The organism is Streptomyces sp. JH34 (assembly GCF_029428875.1).
Taxonomy (GTDB): domain Bacteria; phylum Actinomycetota; class Actinomycetes; order Streptomycetales; family Streptomycetaceae; genus Streptomyces.
In genome coordinates, this window is the sequence record NZ_JAJSOO010000001.1 from 4,511,880 (window position 1) to 4,535,664 (window position 23,785).

General features: G+C 67.3%; 22 protein-coding genes and 1 tRNA gene. 10 read left to right on the forward strand and 13 right to left on the reverse strand.

Annotated elements, in window-relative coordinates; all coding sequences use genetic code 11:
- Positions 1 to 124: 124 nt before the first annotated feature.
- The 3 genes from LWJ43_RS20095 to mycP are packed head-to-tail and all read left to right on the forward strand — an operon-like array spanning position 125 to position 3,474.
- Positions 125 to 601, forward strand: coding sequence for a hypothetical protein (locus tag LWJ43_RS20095; RefSeq protein ID WP_277333608.1), 477 nt, complete (start codon positions 125 to 127; stop codon positions 599 to 601).
- A 45-nt stretch (positions 602 to 646) separates the two neighbouring features.
- Positions 647 to 2,086 carry a WXG100 family type VII secretion target gene (locus tag LWJ43_RS20100; RefSeq protein WP_277333609.1) on the forward strand — a complete coding sequence of 480 codons (1,440 nt, stop codon included), beginning with the start codon at positions 647 to 649 and terminating at the stop codon, positions 2,084 to 2,086.
- A 23-nt stretch (positions 2,087 to 2,109) separates the two neighbouring features.
- Positions 2,110 to 3,474: a type VII secretion-associated serine protease mycosin gene (mycP, locus tag LWJ43_RS20105; protein WP_277333610.1), complete on the forward strand. Its 1,365-nt coding sequence runs from the start codon at positions 2,110 to 2,112 to the stop codon at positions 3,472 to 3,474.
- 29 nt (positions 3,475 to 3,503) lie between these two features.
- On the opposite strand, the gene LWJ43_RS20110 is transcribed toward mycP, so the two are convergent.
- Both LWJ43_RS20110 and LWJ43_RS20115 read right to left on the reverse strand, forming a co-directional pair.
- On the reverse strand, positions 3,504 to 4,028 hold the full coding sequence (locus LWJ43_RS20110) for a hypothetical protein (RefSeq protein ID WP_277333611.1): 525 nt from the start codon (positions 4,026 to 4,028) through the stop codon (positions 3,504 to 3,506).
- 125 nt (positions 4,029 to 4,153) lie between these two features.
- A tRNA-Cys gene (locus LWJ43_RS20115) sits at positions 4,154 to 4,228 on the reverse strand.
- A gap of 279 nt (positions 4,229 to 4,507) precedes the next feature.
- On the opposite strand from LWJ43_RS20115, the gene LWJ43_RS20120 reads away from it, so the two are divergent.
- The 5 genes from LWJ43_RS20120 to LWJ43_RS20140 all read left to right on the forward strand — a co-directional run bounded on the left by LWJ43_RS20120 (position 4,508) and on the right by LWJ43_RS20140 (position 11,621).
- Positions 4,508 to 4,936, forward strand: coding sequence for a hypothetical protein (locus LWJ43_RS20120; protein ID WP_277333612.1), 429 nt, complete (start codon positions 4,508 to 4,510; stop codon positions 4,934 to 4,936).
- 18 nt (positions 4,937 to 4,954) lie between these two features.
- Positions 4,955 to 7,300, forward strand: a complete 2,346-nt coding sequence (locus LWJ43_RS20125) for a hypothetical protein (protein ID WP_277333613.1) — start codon at positions 4,955 to 4,957, stop codon at positions 7,298 to 7,300.
- Positions 7,301 to 7,369: 69 nt separating this feature from the next.
- A complete protein-coding gene (locus tag LWJ43_RS20130; protein ID WP_277333614.1) occupies positions 7,370 to 8,005 on the forward strand; it encodes a hypothetical protein in 636 nt (211 codons plus the stop codon).
- Positions 8,006 to 8,190: 185 nt separating this feature from the next.
- The gene (locus tag LWJ43_RS20135) at positions 8,191 to 9,675 is read left to right on the forward strand and encodes an MFS transporter (protein WP_277333615.1); all 1,485 of its coding nucleotides are present in this window, start codon (positions 8,191 to 8,193) and stop codon (positions 9,673 to 9,675) included.
- Between the two features lie 164 nt (positions 9,676 to 9,839).
- On the forward strand, positions 9,840 to 11,621 hold the full coding sequence (locus tag LWJ43_RS20140; protein WP_277333616.1) for a DEAD/DEAH box helicase: 1,782 nt from the start codon (positions 9,840 to 9,842) through the stop codon (positions 11,619 to 11,621).
- Positions 11,622 to 11,693: 72 nt separating this feature from the next.
- Here the strand turns inward: LWJ43_RS20140 and LWJ43_RS20145 are convergent, their stop codons facing one another.
- The 3 genes from LWJ43_RS20145 to LWJ43_RS20155 are packed head-to-tail and all read right to left on the reverse strand — an operon-like array spanning position 11,694 to position 15,129.
- Positions 11,694 to 12,335, reverse strand: a complete 642-nt coding sequence (locus LWJ43_RS20145; protein ID WP_277333617.1) for a hypothetical protein — start codon at positions 12,333 to 12,335, stop codon at positions 11,694 to 11,696.
- Positions 12,336 to 12,388: 53 nt separating this feature from the next.
- Positions 12,389 to 14,680: a DUF6571 family protein gene (locus tag LWJ43_RS20150; RefSeq protein ID WP_277333618.1), complete on the reverse strand. Its 2,292-nt coding sequence runs from the start codon at positions 14,678 to 14,680 to the stop codon at positions 12,389 to 12,391.
- On the reverse strand, positions 14,680 to 15,129 hold the full coding sequence (locus tag LWJ43_RS20155; RefSeq protein ID WP_277333619.1) for a hypothetical protein: 450 nt from the start codon (positions 15,127 to 15,129) through the stop codon (positions 14,680 to 14,682). The genes LWJ43_RS20150 and LWJ43_RS20155 overlap by 1 nt, the downstream gene beginning before the upstream one ends.
- Before the next feature lie 679 nt (positions 15,130 to 15,808).
- On the opposite strand from LWJ43_RS20155, the gene LWJ43_RS20160 reads away from it, so the two are divergent.
- Both LWJ43_RS20160 and LWJ43_RS20165 read left to right on the forward strand, forming a co-directional pair.
- On the forward strand, positions 15,809 to 16,450 hold the full coding sequence (locus LWJ43_RS20160; protein WP_277333620.1) for an IclR family transcriptional regulator: 642 nt from the start codon (positions 15,809 to 15,811) through the stop codon (positions 16,448 to 16,450).
- Positions 16,451 to 16,526: 76 nt separating this feature from the next.
- Positions 16,527 to 17,315, forward strand: coding sequence for a S16 family serine protease (locus tag LWJ43_RS20165; RefSeq protein WP_277333621.1), 789 nt, complete (start codon positions 16,527 to 16,529; stop codon positions 17,313 to 17,315).
- On the opposite strand, the gene LWJ43_RS20170 is transcribed toward LWJ43_RS20165, so the two are convergent.
- The 8 genes from LWJ43_RS20170 to LWJ43_RS20205 form a co-directional block, all read right to left on the reverse strand.
- Positions 17,245 to 18,564, reverse strand: a complete 1,320-nt coding sequence (locus LWJ43_RS20170) for an MFS transporter (protein ID WP_277333622.1) — start codon at positions 18,562 to 18,564, stop codon at positions 17,245 to 17,247. The two genes, LWJ43_RS20165 and LWJ43_RS20170, sit on opposite strands and share 71 nt — an antisense overlap.
- Before the next feature lie 2 nt (positions 18,565 to 18,566).
- Positions 18,567 to 18,749: a hypothetical protein gene (locus tag LWJ43_RS20175; RefSeq protein ID WP_277333623.1), complete on the reverse strand. Its 183-nt coding sequence runs from the start codon at positions 18,747 to 18,749 to the stop codon at positions 18,567 to 18,569.
- Between the two features lie 13 nt (positions 18,750 to 18,762).
- Positions 18,763 to 19,383 (reverse strand): ArsR/SmtB family transcription factor, encoded by a 621-nt coding sequence (locus tag LWJ43_RS20180; RefSeq protein ID WP_277333624.1) that lies wholly within the window; start codon positions 19,381 to 19,383, stop codon positions 18,763 to 18,765.
- A 76-nt stretch (positions 19,384 to 19,459) separates the two neighbouring features.
- Positions 19,460 to 20,431 carry a glycine betaine ABC transporter substrate-binding protein gene (locus tag LWJ43_RS20185; protein WP_277333625.1) on the reverse strand — a complete coding sequence of 324 codons (972 nt, stop codon included), beginning with the start codon at positions 20,429 to 20,431 and terminating at the stop codon, positions 19,460 to 19,462.
- Complete coding sequence (locus tag LWJ43_RS20190) at positions 20,428 to 21,282, reverse strand: ABC transporter permease (RefSeq protein ID WP_277333626.1); 855 nt, start codon at positions 21,280 to 21,282, stop codon at positions 20,428 to 20,430. Before LWJ43_RS20190 ends, LWJ43_RS20185 begins: the two co-directional genes overlap by 4 nt.
- A complete protein-coding gene (locus LWJ43_RS20195; RefSeq protein WP_385452246.1) occupies positions 21,279 to 22,589 on the reverse strand; it encodes a betaine/proline/choline family ABC transporter ATP-binding protein in 1,311 nt (436 codons plus the stop codon). The genes LWJ43_RS20190 and LWJ43_RS20195 overlap by 4 nt, the downstream gene beginning before the upstream one ends.
- Complete coding sequence (locus LWJ43_RS20200; protein ID WP_277333628.1) at positions 22,543 to 23,190, reverse strand: ABC transporter permease; 648 nt, start codon at positions 23,188 to 23,190, stop codon at positions 22,543 to 22,545. Before LWJ43_RS20200 ends, LWJ43_RS20195 begins: the two co-directional genes overlap by 47 nt.
- A 16-nt stretch (positions 23,191 to 23,206) precedes the next feature.
- Positions 23,207 to 23,680 (reverse strand): Lrp/AsnC family transcriptional regulator, encoded by a 474-nt coding sequence (locus LWJ43_RS20205; RefSeq protein ID WP_277333629.1) that lies wholly within the window; start codon positions 23,678 to 23,680, stop codon positions 23,207 to 23,209.
- Positions 23,681 to 23,785: the final 105 nt, after the last annotated feature.

The following is a 23,785-nucleotide window of genomic DNA, read 5'->3' on the forward strand; positions in this document are numbered from 1 at the left end:
CGCGTTGCACCCGTGGCCCGTGCATGCGGAGTGTCACCGTTGCTGACTACTGTGGCCCTTGAAGCAGTGGCCGGCCGGATACGGGGAGTGTGCTGTGCTGCCGACTGAGGGTTCCGTAGGGGGTATGGCGGCTGTGCCGTTCATGGGTGTCACGTCAGCTGCCGCGGCAGCCGAACTGGCCACCGAGCTCACGTCGTTCAAGAAATTTCGCAATCGTATCGACGAGATACTGATCGCGCTAAAGGAGTCCCCGGCCGACGCGACCCAGCTCGGCCAGGACCCGATGAAGCGCGCCCAGTTCGGCGGCGGCGACTACCACTGGGCCGAGGCCGCAAGCCTGTTCATGTCGTACCAGACGGTGATCACAGAGCTGGAGACGCTCTCGAAGACCCTCTCGGACTCCATAGAGGGCTTGAGCATCGCGGTCCTGGCCTCGCACAACGGCTACGAGAACCTGGACATCGACATCCGGCGCCGCATGCTCGAGATCTCGGACGGGGTGAAGGAGCAGTACGGGGGCGAGTACGACCCGACGGGCCGGCGGAACGGGGACACGACTCCGGACACACCCAAGCCGGAGCCGACCACCGGAGCGATCTGACGACGACTAACGCAAGTACTGCACGGGGGACGGAGGGGGCTGGGGATGGACCACGGGGAAGCAGGACAGGGCACACCCTTCGACAGCATGACTCACGAGACCATGCTGGCCTGGTTGGACATGGCCAACAGCGGGGCGATCCAGGGTGCGTCGGACCGGTTGATCAGTGCTGCCAAGGAGATCCGCGAGATCGCGGAGGAGCTGAAGGCCCGTCCGCAGACGGTCGAGTGGAAGGGCGAGGGCGCCACAGCCTTCCGTACCTGGAGCGCGGACCTGGCCAACGCGACGCTGCGCCTCGGCGATTACAGCGAAGGCGCGTCGAAGTGGCTGGCGCAGGCCTCCGACTCGCTCGCCTTGGCCCAGGTGTCCATCCCGCGTACGGACGCGAGCGCACAGGCGAACCTGGATGCGTCGAAGGCGGCGCGGAACGACCCGGACGCGTCGGCGGTAGAGAAGAAGTCCCTGGAGACCCTGCTCGCCGCCAAGGAGTCGAACCGCCAGGAGGCGGCGGCACAGATGCGGAAGCTGGCGCAGTCGTACGCGTTGTCGGCCTCGCAGCTGGACGGCCTGGAGAAGCCGGCGTTCCCGCCTCCGCCGGGGGCGATCGTGCCTGAGCGCGACGATAGGGCGCTGAACACAAGCAATAGTCGCGACTTCACGTCCGGGCCGGCGGGTGACGGTGCGACCGCCCATGTTCCGGTGAGTGAGGGTAATGGCGTGGACAGTCCGGGCAGTACCACGACTGCCGCACGAGTGGTGGTGGATCAGCCCACCGTGGCCGGGCCGCCGGTTTCGCGGCCGGTGGCGATGGAGATTGCTGGGGTAGCCACGCTGCCCGACACGCCAACTGCTGTGCCGCACGCCTCTGCCGTGGGAGGCAAGCCAGATGGCGCTCCTGCCCTCACAGGTCCTCTTGCAGTTGGAGGAACAGTCCTTCCGCCCAGCACCAGGGGTGGAAGGACGGCAGGCAATGTGCGCCTGCCGATTCTTTCGCCAGGCGGAGGAAATCCGGGGAGCGGTATCGTCGGCAGACCTTCCCAAGATGGAGGAACTGTCGGAGGCCGACCTGTTGCACAATCCACCGGCCACCCGGCAAGCGGATTGGCCCGCGGCAATGTCATCGGTAGCGAAGGAACACCTGGCGGCCGACCGCCCATGGAGCATGGCGGGAGCTCGGGCGGCCGGAGTGGCATTGTCGGTGGCCGCCGCTCGACAGGCGAGGCCGGAGGCGTGGTAGGCGGCCGTCCTCAGCAGGCTGGACGCTCGCTCGGTCGGCCCTTTACTCCCGGGGGCACCGGTCTGGTTCGAGGAGTTGCAGGCGAGGGCACTCGTGGCGCCGGTGGTGCAGGACGCGGAGCGGGAAGTGCTCCGCAGAGGCCAGGAGACCCGCGGCGTGAGGACCGCGAGCGTCCGGACTACCTCGTGGAGGACGAGGAGACGTGGCAGCAAGGTGGTCGGCGGGCTGTGCCGCCTGTTATTGACTGAGCCGTAGACAACAGAGGAATCGGATGCGTACCAGCAGCACCGGGGGTGCCCCCCGTCGAGTCGCTTTGCCCCTTGTGCTAGGCCTATTGCTTGCCGTGGGTCTCTCCGCACGTGCTCAAGCCGATTCTGCTCGCTCCGAGCAGTGGCATCTCGATGCCATGAAGGCTGAGGAGATGTGGCAGGACAGTACCGGCGAGGGAGTCACTGTCGCCGTTGTCGACTCAGGTGTGGACGCGACCAATGCTGATCTGGTCGGTCGGGTCCTCAATGGGTTGAACCTCGAAGAAACCCTTCCGGGCGACGAACTTGACGATTACAGCGGCCACGGCACAGGCATGGCTGGCTTGATCTCCGGCACTGGCAAAGCTATTGCAGGGAACGGTGCTTTCGGATTGGCTCCGGGCGCCAAGATTCTTCCTATTCGTATGCCGAAGGGGGGAGGGGGGGCGACCCAGGCTGAGGGGGAAAGGCGCTTCAATGAGAGCCTTTCGAAGGCAATTCGCTACGCTGTGGACCGTGACGCCAAGATCATCAATGTCTCGTTGGGATCTAGTGCTGGCTCGGACCAATTGAATGACGCAGTCGCCTACGCTCTAGCCGAGGGATCGCTCATCTTTGCTGCAGCCGGAAACTCTGGCGACGACACAAACTTTGTTGAGTACCCTGCAGGAACACCTGGTGTCGTGGGCGTTGGCGCCATCGGAAAAGATCTCCAAAAGACAGATGAATCGCAGTTCGGCCCTCAGGTGGACTTGTCTGCGCCGGGCGAAGAGATGATTCATGCCTGTGGCGGTGACACTGGGTTGTGCGAGTCGCACGGGAGCAGCGATGCCTCCGCCCTCGCTTCCGCCTCCGCCGCGCTCATCTGGTCCAAGTACCCGGACTGGACCAACAACCAAGTCCTTCGGGTCCTGCTCAACACGGCCGGTGGCCCCACGACCGGTGAGGAGCGCGCGGACGACATCGGCTACGGCATCGTCCGCCCCCGGATCGCCCTGAAGACCCCTGGCGACCCGGGCCCCGCCGACGAGTACCCCCTCCCCGACCTCGCGGAGGCCGAGTCCCGGACGCCCTCCGCCGAACCCACCAAGGCAGTGGGCGGCTCCGAGGAGAGCGACAAGCCGGCGGCTGCAGCGCCGACCACCGACGACGGCGGCAACACGGCTCTCTGGATCGGTCTGGGCATCGGTGCGGCCGCCCTCATCGGCGCCGCAGTGGCAGTCATGGCAATCCGCTCCCGCCGCCGGAGCGCCGCGCGCACTGCCCCGCACTCGCATCCGTACCAGCAGCAACCACAGCCGCCGTACCCGTCGTACGGGCCCCCGCCCGGCGCTCCTGGATCCGGTGCACCGTACGGCGGCCCTCCAGGCCAAGGCCCCACCGCCTGAATCCGCCTGGTGATAGCCCGCCAGGCTCCCTACCCGGGAAGCCTCAGGCCTCGGCTGTCGGCGACGCGGAGGGCGTCGGTCAGGCACTCCGCGAGCCGCCGAGTCACGTAGAGCAGCTCATCCCGCGTGGGACGTTCGAGGCTTCGGATCACGGTGCGGGAGAGCTTGAGAACCTCTCTTCCTGTGTCGAGCTGAGTAGCTTCGACGCTGTCGGCCAGGCGTGAAAGGTGGCTATGCGCGCCGTCGGTGACAAGGAGGGTCGGTTGGCCGTCCGCCCCGCACCAGGGCAGCAGTCGAATCGGCTGCGTCCTCGGCGGCATCCCGTACCTCTCGCTCGCGTTCCAGACACCCTTGTCGATGGCGATCCAGACCTGGCAGCCCCCGAAGGCGAACATCCCGGCGACCCCGAACGCGGCGACCGGCACCGCAAGAGCCGCGTCCGACGGCTGCCGCGCCGCGTGCGGCCGGGCCTGCCAGTACAGCCGATAAGGGCCGACCAACGCCACGACGAGAAACGCCGCGGCTATGACGAACAAGAAGATGCTGACTGCCACGCGCGCTCCCCATGATCCCGGTCCTTCGGGCCCGTGCTTGCGCAAGGGGCCAGATCATACGGCGGTGTCTTGGGGGCGCGGCAACGCTGCGGCGCCGGGCGGGTGTTCCGCGCCGGCGCCGCATGTGGAGACCGTGACCGGATTCGAACCGGTGTAACTCGAGTTGCAGTCGAGCCCCTGAGCCTCTCGGGCACACGGTCGAGTGGTGTCCCTTTCCTCTGCTCAAGACCGTACGGCTGCGACATGGATGCCATCAAGGGACGATGGCCTGCCGCAACGGGACTGCCATACGGCGTTCATGAACAGTGGCGGAACCGAGCCGTGACTGTGTGGCCGAGATGCGGCCGTCGCGTTCGTCCGGAGTTTCGGCGAGTGCGCTGTCCGTCGCCCTCGGTGGATATGGGGGCGATACGGTGAGGTAGGTCGGTGGCCGCGAGAATAGGGCGAAGCGGTCTACGCAGAGGGACTTGGGGGAATTCGTGTCGTTCGAGGAAGAATGGGCTGAACTGCGCGCGGCGGCAGTCCAGCGGAGCGCCATGCAGATCAACAGCGTTCCGGCCGAGGAGGGCGGGCGGAGTGGGGCTGCCGACCTTGTGGTCAATCGGGACGACCTCGGGGCTATCGGGAACGACGCTTATGGCCTGAGGGTGAGGTTGTCGAAGGAAGGTGACCTCGCTCGGCCTGCCACTTTCGATGCGGCGATCGCGCTCACCAACGGTAACTTCGCGAGTGGTGCGGCGGTGCTCAAGGTGCACGACTTCTGGCAGACGCATCTGAAGACGCTCCTCGACTCCTGTGCGCACATTTCGAATCACCTGGATTACACCAAGGCCCAGCATGCGAAGGACGAAGTGAGGATCGAGGGAGGTCTGGCGCCGATCTCCAAGCTCACGGAATACATGAAGTAGGACTCGGGGGAAACGCGCGTGCTGAATTACGGTGACATTGTCGATGCCCCGGTGGCGAAGTTGAAGGCCGCGGCCGACGGCTGGTCGGAAATGGCTGGCAAGCTGGACAAGCTTGCGACCGAAGCTGCTGACGGGATGAAGGTCAAGGCGGAAAAGGCGGACTGGGAAGGCCTGAACGCGGGTGTCACCAAGGCGTTCGTCAGTAAGACCGCCAAGGAATTTTCGGATGCCGCAGCCGAGGCCAAGGGAGTGAAGATAATCCTCGAAGAGGGTCACGCGGCTATAAAGAGGGCCAAGGATGATCTGGTCAACATCAGGGACCACGAAGGACCTGCGGCCGGGATCCGTGTGGACGGCAACGGCAAGGTCTCCGCGCGCCACCCGGCTGAGGACATTCCTCTTGCACAGCGCGCGCACGACCCCGACTATGCCGAGATGGCGCGGCAGCAGAAGGAGAACATCGCCGCCTGGCAGAAGAAGATCGACCTGATCGTCGACAACTGCAACGATACCGATGTGTCCTTCAAGAACTCACTTGAGGCCAACGTAACCAGCCGCAAGGACTTCAGAGCCCCGAAGTACACGAAGATGGACCAGGAGGAGGCGCACAGGGCCGCCGGCCTGGCTGCCAAGGGGCGCGACCTCACGCACACCGAACTTCAGGCGCTCAACGAACTACTTCGCGACAACAGTAAGTCTGTTGAGTTCTCCAAGAACTTTTACGAGAAGCTTGGCCCGGAGAAGTCGCTTACCTTTTTTGGTCAGCTCTCGACCAGTACGTACGTGTACCCCAAGGTCGACAGTGAGCGGCTCAAGGATGTTCAGGCGCTGCAGAAAAATCTGGGGCTCAACCTTGCCACGGCCTCTCAGGACAAGGCATTTACCGCCGAGTGGGGACCTGACCTGCGCAAGCTGGGTACGGAACGAATTCCGTTGGCAAAGAACGACTACGGCGGGCCGTTCGGCTACCAGCTCCTCGGCGGGATCATGCGCTACGGGAACTACGATGCCAAGTTTCTGAACCCGATTGCCGAGCACGTCGCACAATTGCACCAGAAGGATCCGTTCAGGTTTGGCGGCAACAAGGAGTCGAACAATTCGCTCAAGAACCCGTTTAACCCCTCGGGTGTGAACGGGGCGGGATACGACCCGACCGTCTCCATGCTGGAAGCGCTCGGCAACAGCCCGGACGCAGCCAAGCGCTTCTTCGCTGACGCTCCGACCGCGTACAACGAAGACGGTACGATCAAGAAGAGTGGCGAGGCTGACCTCGGGAAAGACGAGAATGGCGGTCCGATCAGCAACTACCTCGAATTCTTCGGCAACGAGAAGTGGGAGTCGTTCGGGGACATTGATCGGGGCGACGAGGCTAAGCGCGAAACGGCACTGGGCTATATGCCAGATGCGCTGGGCGAGGCCCTGGAGGCTGCGACACTTGGGTATCCGGCCGGTCGCCCGGATGCGGGCGTGGCGCGGGACGCGGACAACGCTGTGGTGATGCAGCAGGTCATGGAGAAGTACGGTGCTGACGCCGCCTTGTTGAAGAAACACGAGGCAATGACCGACAGCCTGGGAATCATGGGTGCGGGCTACATCGACGACATCAATTGGGCGTTGGACAAGGGGCGATCGGAAAGCATCTTCGCTCCCCGACAGAACTCTGAAGGTCACTTGCCTTTCGCGGAGGGGGAGGAGCAGAGGAGCGTCGCACGCGGGTTCCTCAGCGCCCTCGGCCAGCATCCGGACGCCTATGCGACGGTCTCGGCCGCGGAGCAGGTCTACACCAGAAGTGCCCTGGAAGGTCAAGTAGGTGCCGAAGGTCAGATCGACAAGGGAGCCGCGCGGTCCATCGTCCATGTCGGTGCCGAGGTGCAGGGAATGCTCGACCAATCCCGTGCCGACCAGGTCGAGGCGGAGCACATGAAAACGCATGAGGACTACGAGAAGGCGGTGGCCAAGCGTGCGGGCTGGATCGAGTTCGGCGCAGCGGCCGGAGTTGCGGCGGGCGTCGCTTTCCTGCCTGCCACGGCCGCAGTGGGCACGGCTGCGGTACTCATCCCCTTGGCGACCGATACGGCGAGCGGCGCTGTGGAGCAAGTCATCGGTCAGGTCGTCGGGGACATCTCGGACAACTCTGTCGAAAAGAGCAAGGAGAAAGAGGAGGAGTTGACTCTGACGGAGTGGAACAGTATCTACCGTTCCGGTGAGTCCCTGGCTGAGGCCCCGATGGAAACGTTTATGACGCGAAACGGTATCGCTCCGGCGAGTGAATTCGATATTGACTTGAAAGAGTCGATGAGGAGCGGCTATTCGGCGGGCAACGATCGCGAGAACCAGCAGGGCAGGGCTCCGGAGACCGGCTGACGAGGCAGGAGGTAAGGCACATAAATGAAGGGTGCGGGAGTCGTGCGAGTGGGACGTTCGTTTGTTGTCGTGGTCCTGGCATTGACCGTGAGTCTGGGGTTGGTTTCCTGCGGAGCTGACGAGGCAAGGGAAGAGGAGACGTTCGTAGGTGCCGACGAGGTATGTGACGGTCTCTTCGATGGTCCGTTGGCGAAGCAGGTTGAGTTGGTCACAGGTGACACCGAGTTCTTCGCGATGGGCGCCGAAGGTGGGGCGATGAGTAGTGTTGTCGACGCCCTGAAACGCGGATACGCGTCCGGTCGTAGCTGGGCCACCGGAGGGGATCTGTGTGAGCTGGATCCGAAGGGCGGAAGGCTGGGGGAGGGGGCAGACATCAAGGTCTCCATGTATGCGCCGCAGGATGTGGAAGATTCGAGGGACCAGGCCGCTACGGAGCTGTACACCATGGGGAAGAGATCTGAGGTGGGGGAGAGGAGCGCGTCGCTCTACCTGGAGTGCGTGAGCCCGCAGATCGAGGGATCGGAAGAGATCCCGCTGCGTATCCATGGAGGTTTCGATCGCGGCGAGAGTAGTGCACCTGACAGCCGTCGATTCCGCAACGCCAACATGGAGATCCTCCACGCCGGAGCGCTTGCCCTCGTCAAGGAGCTGGACTGCAAGGACAGAGCCGGGCTTCCTGAAACCCCGGTTCTACAGCCGAAATAGGCGACGCCTACTCTCCGGGGGACGGCTCCGGATCGCTGCGAAGTCCAGGGCAGCGGGCGCGGCACAATACGACTGCCATACCGCGTTTACGGTCCGGGCGAGCCGTGGTCGTACGACCGACGGACCAGCCGGATCCCGCCCATCGACAGGGGTCACACACCGTCGTGGCCCTTACTCTGGGGCTCATGACTGCCCTGGAACCCCGTGACGCCGAGGTCACGGCCGCCCTCGTGGAGACGACCACCGCACCCGTTCCCGCGGAGGGCGTGCTCGGGCGTACGTACAGGGCTCTCAGCATCGGCATCGTGTCCGTCGTCCTGCTCATCGCCTTCGAGGCGACCGCCGTCGGCACGGCCATGCCGGTCGCCGCCCGGGAGCTGCACGGCATCCCGCTCTACGCGTTCGCGTTCTCCGCGTACTTCACGACCAGCCTCTTCGCCATGGTGCTCTCCGGGCAGTGGGCCGACCGGCGCGGGCCGCTCGCGCCGCTCGCCACCGGGATCGGCGCGTTCGGGGCGGGACTGCTGCTCTCCGGTACCGCGGGTGGCATGTGGACGTTCATCGCGGGCCGGGCCGTCCAGGGCATCGGCGGCGGTCTCGTGATCGTGGCGCTCTACGTGGTCATCGGGCGCGCCTATCCCGAGCGGATCCGGCCGAGCATCATGGCCGCGTTCTCGGCCGCCTGGATCGTGCCGTCCGTCGTCGGGCCGCTCGCCTCGGGGACGGTGACCGAACATCTCGGGTGGCGCTGGGTCTTCGTGGGCATCCCGGTGCTCATACTCCTGCCCCTCGGCCTTGCCCTGCCCGCGATCCGGCGGATGGCGGGCGGCCCCACCGACACCGAGGCCGCAGCGCAGCCCTTCGACGCCCGCCGCATCCGGCTCGCGCTCGGGATCTCGGCCGGTGCCGGGCTGCTCCAGTACGCGGGGCAGGAGCTCAGGTGGCTCTCCCTGGTCCCGGCGCTCGCCGGCATCGTCCTGCTCGTCCCCGCGGTGCGCGGGCTGCTGCCCCGGGGCACCATGCGGGCCGCGCGGGGACTGCCCGCGGTGATCCTGCTCCGAGGGATCGCCGCCGGTTCGTTCATCGTCGCCGAATCCTTCGTCCCGCTGATGCTGGTGACCCAGCGCGGGCTGTCCCCGACCCTCGCCGGCCTCTCCCTGGCCGCCGGTGGTCTGACCTGGGCGCTCGGCTCATGGGTCCTGGCCCGGCCCCGACTGGAGCAGCACCGGGGCGCTCTCATGGTGATGGGCATGGTGCTCGTGACGGCGGCGATCGTCGCCGCGCCGAGCGTGCTCGTCGAGGCGGTGCCGGTGTGGACCCTGGCCGCGGTCTGGGGTGTCGGATGCTTCGGCATGGGCATCGTGATCGCGTCGACGAGCGTGCTGCTGCTGAAGTTGTCCGCGCCGCAGGACGCGGGGGCGAACTCCGCCGCCCTGCAGATCTCCGACGGGCTCGCCAACGTGCTGCTGCTCGCGGCAGGGGGTGCGGCGTTCGCCGCCCTGGGAGGCGGCGCGGTGGGAGCGGCGGCGCACGGGGCCGTGAGTGGCGGTGCGGCGGCGCATCCGGGCGCGTTCACGGTCGTCTTCCTGCCGATGGCGGCGGTGGCGCTGGTCGGGGTGTGGGTGGCGAGCCGGGTGAGGGAAGCCCAGGTACCGTGCGGTACCCCGTAGGCCTCGCCTGTGAAGAGGGTCTCAGCGGCATCGGATCGCGGCTGTTCCGTACGAGGTCCGGCCCCGCCCGCCGGTAGGGTGGCCCGGTTGTCGTATCGCGTACGGGCTGCCCGCGGCCCGCACGGACAACGCCCCACGTACCCGAGTGCCCCGAACCGGAGACCGTGACTACTACCGCCTCCCACCACCTCTCACCCGCCTTTCCCGGCCGCGCCCCCTGGGGGACCGCCGGGAAGCTGCGTGCCTGGCAGCAGGGTGCCATGGAGAAGTACATCCAGGAGCAGCCGCGGGACTTCCTCGCGGTCGCCACCCCCGGCGCGGGCAAGACGACCTTCGCGCTGACCCTCGCCTCATGGCTGCTGCACCACCACGTGGTGCAGCAGATCACCGTCGTGGCGCCCACCGAGCACCTCAAGAAGCAGTGGGCGGAGGCAGCCGCACGCATAGGGATCAAGCTGGACCCCGAGTACAGCGCCGGGCCCGTGAGCAAGGAGTACCACGGGGTCGCGATCACGTACGCCGGTGTCGGCGTGCGCCCCATGCTGCACCGCAACCGCTGCGAGCAGCGCAAGACGCTCGTGATCCTCGACGAGATCCACCACGCCGGTGACTCGAAGTCCTGGGGCGAGGCGTGCCAGGAGGCCTTCGATCCGGCGACCCGGCGCCTCGCGCTCACGGGTACGCCGTTCCGGTCCGACACGAACCCGATCCCGTTCGTGGCGTACGAGGAGGGCAACGACGGTATCCGCCGCTCCTCGGCCGACTACACGTACGGCTACGGCAACGCGCTCTCCGACGGCGTCGTGCGTCCTGTGATCTTCCTCAGCTACAGCGGCAACATGCGCTGGCGCACCAAGGCCGGCGACGAGATCGCGGCACGGCTGGGCGAGCCGATGACGAAGGACGCCATCGGGCAGGCCTGGCGCACCGCGCTCGCACCGACCGGTGACTGGATCCCGAACGTGCTGGCCGCCGCCGACAAGCGGCTGACCGAGGTTCGTAAGGGCATTCCGGACGCGGGTGGGCTCGTGATCGCGACGGACCAGGAGTCGGCGCGTGCGTACGCCAAGATCCTCAAGTCGGTCACGGGTGAGAAGCCGACGGTGGTCCTCTCCGACGAGAAGGCCGCGTCCAAGAACATCGACAAGTTCAGCCAGGACGGGTCGCGCTGGATGGTCGCGGTCCGGATGGTGTCGGAGGGCGTCGACGTGCCGCGCCTCGCGGTCGGTGTGTACGCGACGACCATCTCGACGCCGCTGTTCTTCGCCCAGGCCGTCGGCCGTTTCGTACGGTCGCGGAGACGCGGCGAGACCGCCTCGGTGTTCCTGCCGACGATCCCGATGCTCCTCGACTTCGCGAACGAGATGGAGGTCGAGCGCGACCACGTGCTCGACAAGCCCAAGAAGGGCAGCGACGAGGAGAACCCCTTCGCGGAGGAGGACCAGCTCCTCGCCGACGCGGAGAAGCTCGAGGACGAGGAGACCGAGGACCAGCTGCCCTTCGAGGCGCTGGAGTCCGACGCGGTCTTCGACCGGGTGCTCTACGACGGTGCCGAATTCGGTATGCAGGCTCACCCGGGGAGCGAGGAGGAGCAGGACTACCTGGGCATCCCGGGCCTCCTGGAGCCCGACCAGGTGCAGCTCCTGCTCCAGAAGCGGCAGACCCGGCAGATCGCGCACAGCCGCCAGAAGCCGGCCGCGGAGGCCGATCTCCTGGAGAAGGCCGCGGAGGAGCGGCCGGTGGTCACGCACAAGAAGCTGCTGGAGCTCCGCAAGCAGCTCAACACGATGGTGTCGGCGTACACGCACCAGAGCGGCAAGCCGCACGGGGTGATCCACACCGAGCTGCGGAGGGTGTGCGGTGGCCCGCCGAGTGCGGAGGCCACGGCCGGGCAGATCCAGGACCGGATCAAGAAGGTCCAGGAGTGGGCCACGCGGATGCGGTGAGCCCGGCCGGACGGACCCGGCAGGCCCCGGCACGGGAGCGGCGTGATCCGCCTCCGCGCCGGGGCCGCGGTGTCATCGGGGCAGAGCGTCGGGCACTTCGGCGGGGAGTTGTGCCCGTGAGGCGCAGCCGAGTTCCTCCGCCACGGCGCGGGATACGGCGTTGAGGATGGCCATGCGTCCCTTTCCGTCGGGGTTGACCTGGCCCCGGGCGGAATACATGTCCGCTTTGACATAGGGCTTCTTGCCGTCGGACCCTTCCGTGGGGCACGCGAAGTAGAGCGAGGTGCCCTGGTCACCACTTGCCGTGGCGAACAGGCCCAAAGGAAAGAACATTTCACCCGCGTCGCTCGCCTTGTTCTCTTGAGCAAGGTCAGGGTGGCTGTGCCACGCAGAAAAGCTGATGTCGAGCAGCGGGAAGTCACTCCCGTCGGCCTTGTAGATGACGCACGTGTTCTTCTCGGTCGGCTTGGCACGAAGAGTCTTCGCCGCGAGCTCCAGGGAGAAAGGGCGTAGGGCCACAGACTTGTCGGTCCCCTGGAACTCGTTGAACCGCTCCGTGCCGCCCAAACTTTCCAGGGCTGTCGCCGCCGTCTTGTCCAGTGTCCCGTCGCAGACCTGGGACGCGGACAGCACATCCGGCTTCTCCACGCCGTCGCCGTCGTTGCCGCACGCAGTGCCACCGGCGGCCAGCAACAGTGCTCCGGATGCAGCCATGAGTAGTCTTTTCCTCATCGGACTCCTGATCTTCGATCCTCCGGTCGGCCCGGTCAGTCCTTGTAGGCGGGACGCCCGCGATAGTCGCCCTGAATTGTTCCGGTGCCGAGATAGCCGCCTTCGATATCCTGTTTCCACTGCGCACGGTTGATGGCGTCGGCTTGTTTCGGATTCTGGTCGAGATATGTCTGGTACGAATCGCCGAGTTGGGCGGTTCCCTGCCGGTAGAACTCGCTGCTCGTGGTCTGCGCCTTCTCCGTCGGGTCCTCCTCCGCCGCGTCGACACCCTTGTCGATCTCGTGCCCGATAAAGGTGTTGACGGCCTCACCGACGGTGTCGGTGACCAGCGGCGCGACCGCCACGCCCGCGACAGCGGTGCCGGGAACGGGTAGGGCGGCGATGCCTCCTCCCACCACGATGCCGGCGCCCAGACCGATCCAGTCCCCCGATCGTGCCAAGGACTTGTTGGCCTCTTCGGAGTCGGCCGTGTATGTCGTTTCTGCCTGCTGCACGCGTGCCTGGTCCAGAATGCCGCGCGCTTCGGCACCCGTGGTCATCGCATCGTGCGCGTGGTCCATGCTCGCCGCATCGGTCGCAGGGAAGGCGTCCATCGCGCTGAGCGTGTACAGGTGCTGTGCCGCCGAGACCACACCGTGGGACGTCTCGTTCTGTCCCAGCACGCTGAGGAAATTGATGGCGCCCTGATCGGTGAAGTTCGCCCGCCCGGCATACTTCGGGGGGAACGCTTCGGCGTCCGTCGCCGAGTCGCCAAGGCCCGACAGGCTGTAGTCGATGTCGTCGATGTACGCCGCGCCCATCTTGCCCAGGCTGTCCGCGAGCTCCGACTGCTTGTGCAGCATTTCGGGGCCCTTCTCGCTCCCGTACAGGTACGCCACCTGCTCCATGACCCCTGCCGTCGCCGCCGTGCGGTGGTCCCCGCTGCCGGGGTGCAGGGGGTCCTTGCCGGTCATCGGGTCGGAGTCGTACGCGTAACCGGTGGTGGCGGACTCCAGCGCGTGGCCCAGCGAGTCCTTGCCGGCGTTGATCTTGCTGTCGCCGTCGAGCGTCGGGTCCGCGAGCCAGATGCGGTCCTGGGTGAGGTACTTGAGGTGCTCGTTGATCTCACCGTCCTTGTCGACCGCTTTCCCTGCGCCCTCGGGCTGTGCGAAGAACTGGGTGGAGGCGTCAGGGTTGTGGCCCAGGGCCTCCATGAAGCCCGTCATCGGGTCGCGGCCACGATCGTGCTTGCCGTAGAAGTTGAGGTCGCCGCTGTTCCAGTTGTTGACCCAGGGGCTCATGTCCTCGACGTTGCGTTCCTTGTCGTAGGCGATGAGCTTGTCGCCGTAGGAGTTGAGGAACTGGTCGTCGTAGTCGCCGAATCGCATGAGGTTGCTCATGACTCCGAAGCCCGTGGGGTCGCCGGCGTCGTCGATGCCGAGCCTGCCCGGGCCCAGTTTCACCATCTTCTCCTCCCAGCCCTGCATCTTGGCGCTGTCGGAGAGCGTGGCCGTGCCCAGCGTGATGCCGAGGTTCTTCTGGAGCTTCTTCGCCTGTTCGTGGAACTTGGGGTCCCTCCCCATGCCCTGGTACGGGTCGGCAACTCCTGCGTAGAACTCGAGGAGTTTCTTCGGTTCCACCTGAGTGGCGAAGCGCTCGGCGAAGAGCGGGTCGTTCTTGTAGGCGGCCAGGGTGGTGTTGACGCTGTTCAGCTCGGTCAGCGTGACGTCGTGCGGATCCTTCTTGAGGATCTTGGCGATCTTCTCCGCCTCCGCCACAGCCTTGGCCGCCGAGTCCCGGTCCGCGTAGCTGGCGTCGGAGAAGCCGTGCTTGGCCTGGTCAACCAGGAGCGTGAGCACCTTTGCCGCCGAGGTGTCGCTCTCCGTGGCCTTCTTCATGATGTTCTGGATTTCGTTCCGGAACACATCGACGTCCTGCTGTGTGGGCTCGGGTGCCGTGCCGGCCTTTGCCGCCGAATCGGGGCGGGCACTTACGGTGAAGGAGCCCTCGCCCGTGTCACGCACGATGAGGCTGTTCTTCAGACCGCGTTCGATGGCCGTGTTCAGCTGGGTGCGATAGGCGACCAGTTCGCCACGGGTGTCCGAGACGATTTTCTTGATCGTTTCAGCCTGGGTGTGGGCATCGGCGAACTCGCCTGCTGTCTTGTCCACGAAAGCGCGGGTGACTGTTGCGTTTTCGCCGGCCCAGTCCGCTTTGCCGGCCTTGACTGCGAGGTCGTCCTTCGCGTCGCCCTGGAGAACCTTGAGCCTGGCGGCCATCTGTTCCCAGTCAGTGATCGCGGCGTCCAGGTCGGAGAAGTTCGCGAAGCGCAAGGAGTCGAGATCCATCAGCTGCCGGACCTTTCGTCGAAGCCCTTGTCCAGGGTGTCGATGTTGCTGACCACCGTGGCGATGTAGACCTCGTCGCCGGCGTGGGCGCCCTTGGTGTAGTCGAGGTGGTTGGAGATGTGGGCGCAGGCGTCCATCAAGGATCGGACCTGGTCGATCCAGCGAGAGGCCACGTGGTCAAGGGCCCCACCCAGGGCGAACGTCTGCGTCTTCAGGGTTCCTGCGGCCTTCTGAGTTGAGGCGCGGGCGTGGTCGCCGGCCTTCTCCAGATCGCCGTACAGCCTGTACGCGGAATTGCCGATGGCGGCCAGGTCCTGCTGGTTGACCTTCAGGTCACCTTGAGGCGGTGGCCCTCCGCCCGCTTCAGGTGGCAGCTGGTTCAACTGCATCTGCGCGGGCCCCCTCCCCGCCGCCTCGGATTTCAGCTGTTCCCATTCGTCCCACGCCATTTGTGGTGATCCTCCCCGTGGTTGTCCACCATTCCCTATGCCCTCGTGTTGCGGGCAACTGGTAACCCAACCTACCTATTGGGTCCGGCAGTTGCCGTGGGAGTTGACCACGGACCGGAATGATCAATCGAAGGTGGCGCATGGAAGAACTGCAGCACCGGTGATGGAAGCGGGTGAGAGCGCGAAGCCCCGAGGGGACTTCCGTCACGGAGAGTGAAGCCCGACTGCCGTGTGTTGGCCCTTGGCTTCCCTCTCCGGCCCCGGGCGGCGCGCACCCCTCCGGTCAGGTGGGGGCGCGTGCAGGCGTGGCGGGCGCCGGGGAGGGGTGAATTTTCGGCACTTTGTTTTACGGTGAGTTAACAATCGTTCACGCCTGATGCACAGAGCGTCGTTGCCGCGTCACCCGACTAGAACGCGCGTAGATGTCCGCGTTCCGGACGGTCCGCCGCTGACCGGCGGTTATGCAGGGCCGTTCCGGACGGAGACCGGATTCTGGACGAGGTCTTCCGCTGAGCGGACCCTCTCGCTAATGTCCCCGAAATATGAACGCCCCGTGGCAATGTGGCCGCGGAGCGCAGCCGGTGCCATGGCCAGTCGGCGGCCTCTCGGTGCGTCGCCGTGGGACCGGCGTCGACACCCCGGAGACAACCGCCCCGCTCACCACGAGGGAGAGGGCGTCGTGACCGCGGAGACTTCTCAGACGCTCGACCGGGGACTGCGTGTCCTCAAACTGCTCGCCGATACCGATCACGGTCTGACCGTCACCGAGTTGTCGAACAAACTCGGGGTCAACCGCACCGTGGTCTACCGACTGCTCGCCACCCTGGAACAGCACGCGCTCGTCCGGCGCGATCTGGGCGGCCGGGCCCGAGTCGGCCTGGGCGTGCTGCGCCTGGGCCGGCAGGTGCACCCCCTCGTCAGGGAGGCGGCCCTGCCCGCGCTGCGCTCCCTGGCCGAGGACATAGGGGCCACCGCGCACCTCACGCTCGTCGACGGGTCGGACGCGCTCGCGGTCGCCGTCGTCGAGCCGACCTGGACCGACTACCACGTGGCCTACCGGGCCGGTTTCCGTCACTCCCTGGACCGGGGCGCGGCGGGCCGGGCGATCCTCACCGCCCGGCAGAAGACGGTCGACCACCCCGGCTACACCCTCACCCAGGGCGAGCTCGAAGCCGGTGCCCGTGGGGCGGCGGCGCCGCTGGTCGGGGTGTCGGGCGTGGAGGGCAGCGTGGGCGTGGTCATGCTCGCGGACGCCGTGCCGGAACGGGTCGGCCCACGCGTTCTCGACGCGGCCCGTGAGGTCGCCGACGCGCTGCGTTAGGCACACCGTCCGGCGGCGCCGGTTCCTACCGCCAGGGCGGTAGGAACCGGCGCCCCACGGCCGTTAGATTGGTCGGGTGGCCATTCGTCTCTCCCGCCCCCGTGCTCTCGCCCTCTGCGCGCTGCCCGTCCTCGCGCTGTTCGGCACGGCGGCCTTCGCGCCCCTGCCGTTCACCGTGGCACAGCCCGGCAGTACCGCCGACGTCCTGGGGGACGACAAGGGGAAGCCGGTCATCACGATCAAGGGCGCGCCCACGCGCACCACGGACGGCGAGCTGCGGATGACGACGATCCTGGCGACCTCGCCCACGGCCGACGTCGGCGTCGGCGACATCGTCGACAGCTGGTTCAGGACGGACCGGGCGGTCATGCCGCGCGACTCGGTCTACCCGACCGGCGGCTCGGAGAAGGAGATCGAGCGGCACAACCTCCAGGACATGGAGAAGTCGCAGAACGTCGCCGTCGACGCGGCCCTGGGGTACCTGGACAAGAAGCCGGGTTCGGTGGACGTCACCCTGCACCTCGCCGATGTCGGCGGCCCCAGCGCGGGCCTGTTCTTCTCCCTGGGCATCATCGACAAGCTGGTCGGCAACGGCTCCGGCGGTGACCTGACCGGTGGCCGTACCGTCGCGGGTACGGGGACGATCCAGGCGGACGGCGCGGTCGGCGCGGTCGGCGGGGTCTCGCTCAAGACGCAGGCCGCCCACCGCGACGGTGCCACCGTCTTCCTGGTGCCGAAGGCCGAGTGCAAGCAGGCGGAGGCCGAGCGGCCCGACGGCCTTCGCCTGATCCCCGTCACGACACTGACGAGCGCCGTGTCCTCGCTGCGGGCCCTGGACCAGGGGGGCAAGGTCCCGAGCTGCTGACCCGCGGTTCCGGTTCCTCCATGCCGCGCCACGCCGGGAAGACCAGCGGGCTCAGCGTCGCGAGGAAGTAGACACCGCCCATCGCCAGCAGTGCCCCCGTCGCGCCCGCCCCCTCCACCAGCATGCCCGCCGCGAGGCCGCCGACGGGCATGGCGAGCTCGCAGCCCGCGGTGAGCGCGCCGGACACCCTGCTGCGCAGCTCCTCGGGAACGCGTTCGTACGTCACCGTCGTCAGGATCGGGTTGAGCATGCCGCCGGCGACGCCGCCCAGCGCCATCGTGACCGCGAGCGGCAGGGTCGTCCCCGTCAGCGCGGCGACCAGGAACCTGGGTGCGCCGCACAGAAGCACGCACACCGTGAAGACGGTCCGCCGGGAGAACCGGTGGCCCACCGCCCCGTAGAGCAGGGCCCCGGTCAGTCCGCCCGCCCCGAACAGTGCGGTGAGCAGACCCAGATCGGTCGCGCCGCCGAGCTCGCTCCCGGCGTGCACGGGCAGCAGGACGGCGTTCCAGCCCTGGTCCGTGCCGTTCATGAACATCACCATGACGACGACGGCGAGCAGCAGCCTGTTGCCCAGCAGGTAGGCGTAGCCCTCCCGCAGCTCGGCGCGGTACGTGCGCGGCGAGACGGGGGCCGCGTCCCTGCGGGGCTCGGCCGCGCGGACCCCGCGTACACCGGCCGCCACCAGCAGGGCGGAGCACAGGAACGTGGCGGCGTCGAGCAGCAGTACCGTCTCGGCCCCCGCGACGGCGATCAGCACACCGGCGAGGGCCGCGCCGACCATGCGCGCGCCGCGCGACACCGCGTCGAAGAGGCTGGCAGCGCGGGCGAGGGTGGTGCCGGCGTGTCCGGCCAGGTCGGGGACCAGGACGTAACGCGCGGTGTTGCCGGGTGTGTGGGCCAGCCCGTTCAGCGCCATCAGCGCGCAGAGGATCCAGAAGTGGAGCGCCCCCGCCTGGTGCAGCAGCGGTACGGCCGCGACGGCGGTTCCGCAGACGGCGTCGGAGGCGACCGAGACACGGCGCCGGCCGATCCGGTCGATGACGGGCCCGCCGATCAGGGCGGCGACGACGATCGGGAGGGTCGCGCAGAACGCGACGACACCGGCCCGGCCGGCGCTCCCGGTGGTCTCCAGGACGAACCACGGGACGCCGATGAGGGTGAGCGAAGTACCCGCCGTGGAAATCGAGTTGGCAGCCAGGACGGCGGCGAGCGGTGCACGCCGCCCCGCCGGTCTCCCCCCGCCCACCGTCAGGCCGTACGCGCGGTGGGGGCGGGGGAGGGCCCTGCCTGGGCCAGGCGGAGACCCAGCTCCACCATCGCCCAGCCCATCCGGTGTCGCATTCCCGGGCGTACGGCGCGGGACTCGGCGGCTTTCTCTTGGAGTTCGACGGATCGGTAGGCATGGAACAGGAAGTGGACGTCGCTGTGCATGACGGTGATCCCCTCAGTCGGTGGGGCGCGGGAACATGTGGAGGTGGGTGCGGACCACGGCCGACCCCTCGGCGTCCTCGGGCACGCGGCCCCGGTAGCTGTTCACCAGCTCGTGGATCTTCTCCGTCAGTTCCAGGGAGAGTTCCGGTGTGAGGCGCAGCTTGAAGTCGCTGATGTCGAAGGTCCGGCGCCATTCCTCGGGCCATTCCCCGATCGTCCCGAGCCAGGTGTTGAGCTCCTGGGTGTGGGTGGTCGCCACCTCGTGGAGGACGACCCCGATGGCGCCGCGCACCTCGGGATCCGGGTGCTGCAGGAAGTTCTCGCTGCGCTCGAGGATCGTGCCCGCGTGGACGGCCTTCCACCACCGCTCGCGCCCCTTGCCGCGTTCCGGGTCGTCCTCGACGAAGCCGTACGTCGCGAGCTGGCGCAGGTGGTAGCTGGTGGCGCCGCTGGACTCGCCGAGCCGGTCGGCGAGTCCAGAGGCGGTGGCGGGGCCGAACTCCCGGAGGGCGTTCAGCAGCCGGATCCGCAGGGGGTGCGCGAGGCCGCGCAGGGTGCGGGTGTCGACGTGGTGGAGCCTCGGGTCGTCAGCGGTGTACGGGGTCGGCCGGTCTGCGGGCTCGTTCGAGGGCATGGCACGACCATAGAGTTGCAAAGACTGCTTTGCAACGCTTTTTTTGCAACGACTTCCCCGGGACTCCGGGTTCCGCTCAGCCCTCCTTGATGAATCCTTCCTTCAGCAGCCAGTCCTTCGCCACCTCGTGCGGGTCCTGGCCGTCCACGTCCACCTTGGAGTTCAGCTCCTGCGCCAGCTGGGTCGTCAGCTTCTCGGTGACCGGCGCCAGCAGATCCGCGATCTCCGGGTACTCGTCCAGAGTCGCCGTGTGGATGGCGGGAGCCGCGTTGTAGTTGGGGAAGAACTGCTTGTCGTCCTCCATGACGTCCAGGTCCATCGCCTTGATCCGGCCGTCCGTGGTGTACACCTCGCCCAGCAGGCAGGAGTCGGACTTCGAGACCTGGGTGTAGATGATCCCGGCGTCCATCTTCTGGATGTTCGAGGCGGGCAGACTCATCCCGTACTTCTTCTGCATGCCCGGCAGCCCGTCGTCGCGGGAGGCGAACTCGTTCTCCACGCAGACCGTCACGGCCTTGGGGTCCTTCTTCGCGAGCGCGGCCACGTCCGACAGCGTCTTCAGGTGGTACTTCGCGTTGTTCTTCTTGCTGATGGCCAGCGCGTACGTGTTGTCGAGGGTGGCCGGCGGCAGCCAGGTCACCCCGTTGCCGATGTCCTCGTCGCGGACGGCCTTCCACTGCTTCTGCGGATCCACGATCGGTTCGGCGTGGCCGAGATAGGTGATCCACGCCGTACCCGTGTAGTCGTACAGCGCGTCGGCCTCGCCCTTCACGACGGCCTCGCGGGCGCTGATCGAACCCGGCAGGTTCGTCCGGTCCAGGACCTCGGCGCCGGCCGCCTTGAAGAGCAGGCCCATGATCTGCCCGAGGATGATGTTCTCGCTGAAGTTCTTCGACGTCACCGTCAGGGACGCGCCCTTGAGCGGCTGTCCCTTCCCGATCGATCCCGGTTCCACGTCGTCCACCAGCGGCGACCCGCTCTTCAGCCCGCACCCCGTGAGCAGGAGGGCGAGCGCGGCCGCCGATGCCAGGCCCGTACGTACCCTCACGCTTCCTCCAGTCCGCGCGGCGTCAGCCACAGTTCGGCCAGCGACGCCAGCCAGTCCACCAGCAGGGCGAGCACCACCGTCAGCACGGAGCCGAGCACCAGCACGGGCATGCGCTGCGTCTGGATCCCCGAGGTGATCAGGTCGCCGAGTCCGCCGCCGCCCCCGAAGGTGGCGAGCGTCGCCGTGCCCACGTTGAGCACCAGCGCCGTCCGCACGCCCGCGAGGATCAGCGGTACGGCGAGGGGCAGTTCGACCTTGGTGAGGGTGCCCATCGCAGACATGCCGATGCCCCGGGAGGCCTCGACCAGGGTCGGCTCGATGGCGTTCAGCCCCGCCACCGTGTTGGAGAAGACCGGCAGCACCGCGTAGATCACCATGCCGATGATCGCGGTCGACGGCCCGATGCCCAGCCAGATCACCAGCAGGGCCAGCAGCCCGATGGCGGGTGTGGCCTGCCCGATGTTCGCGAGGGTCGTGACCCCGGGGGCAGCCTTCTTCAGGCCGCGCCGGGTCATCGCGATGCCGAGCGGGATCGCGATGACCAGCACCCAGAAGGTGGAGATCGCGGTCAGCCTGACGTGCTGCCACCAGCGGACCTCGACGATGTCCCCGGCCAGCGAGTTCTTCGCGATCGAGTCGAGTTCGACCTGGGAGATCCACAGATAGGTGGCGACCAGGACGACGGTGCAGACGGCCGGGACCAGCACGAGCTTCTGCCAGGTGACCCGGCGCGCCGGCGCGGACTGCGGCGGGGAGGGTTCCGTCTCCTCGTCACGGAAGGCATGGCCCCCGACGTCGTGCTCTCCGGGCGGTCGCGCTCCCTTGGGGGGAGCCTGATGACTGGGGGTCATAGCCCGCTGCCACCGCCCTCCTGCTCCTGCTCCGTCCGGTGGACGCGCAGCTCCTCCAGGTCGTGCTCGTGCTCCATGGCGGCGAGGCGGTCGGCCTCCAGGAGCTCCTGGACGGAGTTCATCAGGGTGTGCATGTCGACGACCCCGATGAACTCGCCACGCCGCCCCGTCACGGCGACCCGCCCGCCGCTGTCGGTCAGCACCGCCTCCAGCGCGTCGTGCAGCGTCGCGTCCCGGGTCACGGTGTCGTGCACCAGCTGCCCGGCCCTGGCGAGCGAACCCTTGGCCCGCATCAGGTCGCCGCGCCGCAGCCACTTGTAGGGGCGGTTGCGGCGGTCGAGCATCAGCAGCTCGCTGTGCCGGCCGTCCCGCAACTTGTTGAAGATCGACTGGAGCGGGTCCTCGACGGTCACCGTGGGGAAGTCGGCGATCCCGACGTCCCGGACACGAGTCAGGTTGAGCCGCTTCAGTGCGGCGCCCGCGCCCACGAAGCCGGAGACGAAGTCGTCCGTCGGGTTGGTGAGGATGGCCTCGGGGGTGTCGAACTGCGCGATGTGCGAGCGCTCCCGGAGCACCGCGATCCGGTCGCCCAGCTTGATGGCCTCGTCGAAGTCGTGGGTGACGAAGACGATCGTCTTGTGCAGCTCGTGCTGGAGCCGGATCAGCTCGTCCTGGAGGTGGTCGCGGGTGATCGGGTCGACCGCCCCGAACGGCTCGTCCATCAGCAGCACCGGCGGGTCCGCGGCCAGCGCCCGCGCCACCCCCACACGCTGCTGCTGGCCGCCGGAGAGCTGGCGCGGGTAGCGTCCGTGGAACTCCCGGGGGTCCAGCCCGACCAGGTCGAGCATCTCCTCGACCCGGTCCTTCACCCCGGACTTCGACCAGCCGGTCATCTTCGGCACGAGGGCGATGTTCTCCGCGACCGTCATGTGCGGGAAGAGACCGGAGGACTGGATGGCGTAACCGATCTTGCGGCGCAGCTTCACCGGGTCCATGTCGGTGACGTCCTCGTCGTTGATCCTGATCCGCCCGGACGTCGGCTCGATCAGACGGTTGATCATCTTGAGGGTGGTGGACTTCCCGCAGCCGGAGGGGCCCACGAGGATCACGGTCTCACCGGCCTTGATGTCCATGGACACCTCGTCCACGGCCGGGGCCGGGCTGCCGGGGTAGGACTTGCTGAGGTTCTCCAGCTGGATGGTGGCGCCGGAGGTGGAGGCGGGGCGGGGCGGACCCGACTCCGTCGACCCGATGGCGGTCTCAGGCACGGATCCCCCTAGGGATGGTGAGCCGTCCGAGGAGCACATAGGCGGCGTCGAAGAGCAGAGCGAGGATGACGATGCCGATCGTGCCGGCGAGGACCTTGTTGATGGCGTTTGCGCTTCCCAGTGAGGCGAGGCCACCGAAGATCTCGTTGCCGAGTCCGGGGCCCGAGGCGTAGGCGGCGATGGCGGCGATCCCCATCAGCATCTGGGTGGAGACCCGGATACCGGTGAGGATGGGAGGCCATGCGAGGGGCAGTTCGACCTTGAGGAGCCGTCGTGTCCGGGACATTCCGATGCCCTTGGCCGCGTCGACGAGCGCGGGGTCGACCCCGCGCAGCCCGACGATGCAGTTACGGACGATGGGCAGCAGCCCGTACAGCGTCAGGATGATCACGGTGGGCGGGACCCCGAGGCCGACCAGGGGGATCAGCAGACCGATCGCGGCGAGCGACGGAATGGTGAGGATCGCCGAGGTGGACGTGATCGCCAGCGAGCCGCCCCAGTTGCTCCGATAGCTGACGACACCGATCAGTACGCCGAGGAGAGTGGCGATGACCATGCACTGGAAGACGGCGCTGGCGTGCTGATACGTGTCGGTGAGCAGTTGCTGGTGGCGGGTGCCCAGATACTCCCAGAAGTTCACATGTTGCTCCGTAGGCTCAGTCGGCGTCCTCTGCAGCCTGCTCAACCAGCGGGATAATACGCAGCGGCACCGGGTTTTCCATGACGATCGCCGTGGAGGCCCGGACGATGCCATCAAAGCCGACCACGCGGTCGATCACCCGCTGGAGATCGGCGTTCGAGCGGGCGACGAGCCGGCAGAGCATGTCCCCGTGCCCGGTCGTCGTGTGCAGTTCCAGCACCTCCGGCACACCACTCAAATGGGACCGCACGTCGGCGCCTTGGCCCTGCTTGATCTCCAGCGTGGCGAACGCGGTGACGGGGTAGCCGAGCGCCGCCGGATCCACCTCGGGTCCGAAACCGCGGATGACGCCATTCGACTGAAGCCGGTCCAGCCGCGCCTGCACGGTCCCGCGCGCCACCCCGAGACGCCTCGACGCCTCGAGTACACCGATGCGGGGCTCGCGGGCCAGCAGCAGGATGAGCCGGCCGTCCAGATGATCGATCGCCATGATCCGTCTCCCGATGGTCAGCCTGTACAGATGGCCCGCTCATCCTCGCTCCAGGCTGTACGTATTGACCAGTGAACGCGCGAACTGTTGCGCACCTTGCGGAGC

Excerpts from the sequence above, each read along its gene's own strand:
- LWJ43_RS20095 (WP_277333608.1), top strand. The coding sequence starts at position 125 with ATGGCGGCTGTGCCGTTCATGGGTGTCACGTCAGCTGCCGCGGCAGCC.
- LWJ43_RS20100 (WP_277333609.1), top strand. The coding sequence starts at position 647 with ATGGACCACGGGGAAGCAGGACAGGGCACACCCTTCGACAGCATGACT.
- mycP (WP_277333610.1), top strand. The coding sequence starts at position 2,110 with ATGCGTACCAGCAGCACCGGGGGTGCCCCCCGTCGAGTCGCTTTGCCC.
- LWJ43_RS20135 (WP_277333615.1), top strand. The coding sequence starts at position 8,191 with ATGACTGCCCTGGAACCCCGTGACGCCGAGGTCACGGCCGCCCTCGTG.
- LWJ43_RS20145 (WP_277333617.1), bottom strand. The coding sequence starts at position 12,335 with ATGGCTGCATCCGGAGCACTGTTGCTGGCCGCCGGTGGCACTGCGTGC.
- LWJ43_RS20150 (WP_277333618.1), bottom strand. The coding sequence starts at position 14,680 with ATGGATCTCGACTCCTTGCGCTTCGCGAACTTCTCCGACCTGGACGCC.
- LWJ43_RS20155 (WP_277333619.1), bottom strand. The coding sequence starts at position 15,129 with ATGGCGTGGGACGAATGGGAACAGCTGAAATCCGAGGCGGCGGGGAGG.
- LWJ43_RS20175 (WP_277333623.1), bottom strand. The coding sequence starts at position 18,749 with ATGCACAGCGACGTCCACTTCCTGTTCCATGCCTACCGATCCGTCGAA.
- LWJ43_RS20180 (WP_277333624.1), bottom strand. The coding sequence starts at position 19,383 with ATGCCCTCGAACGAGCCCGCAGACCGGCCGACCCCGTACACCGCTGAC.
- LWJ43_RS20190 (WP_277333626.1), bottom strand. The coding sequence starts at position 21,282 with ATGACCCCCAGTCATCAGGCTCCCCCCAAGGGAGCGCGACCGCCCGGA.
- LWJ43_RS20195 (WP_385452246.1), bottom strand. The coding sequence starts at position 22,589 with ATGTGCTCCTCGGACGGCTCACCATCCCTAGGGGGATCCGTGCCTGAG.
- LWJ43_RS20205 (WP_277333629.1), bottom strand. The coding sequence starts at position 23,680 with ATGGCGATCGATCATCTGGACGGCCGGCTCATCCTGCTGCTGGCCCGC.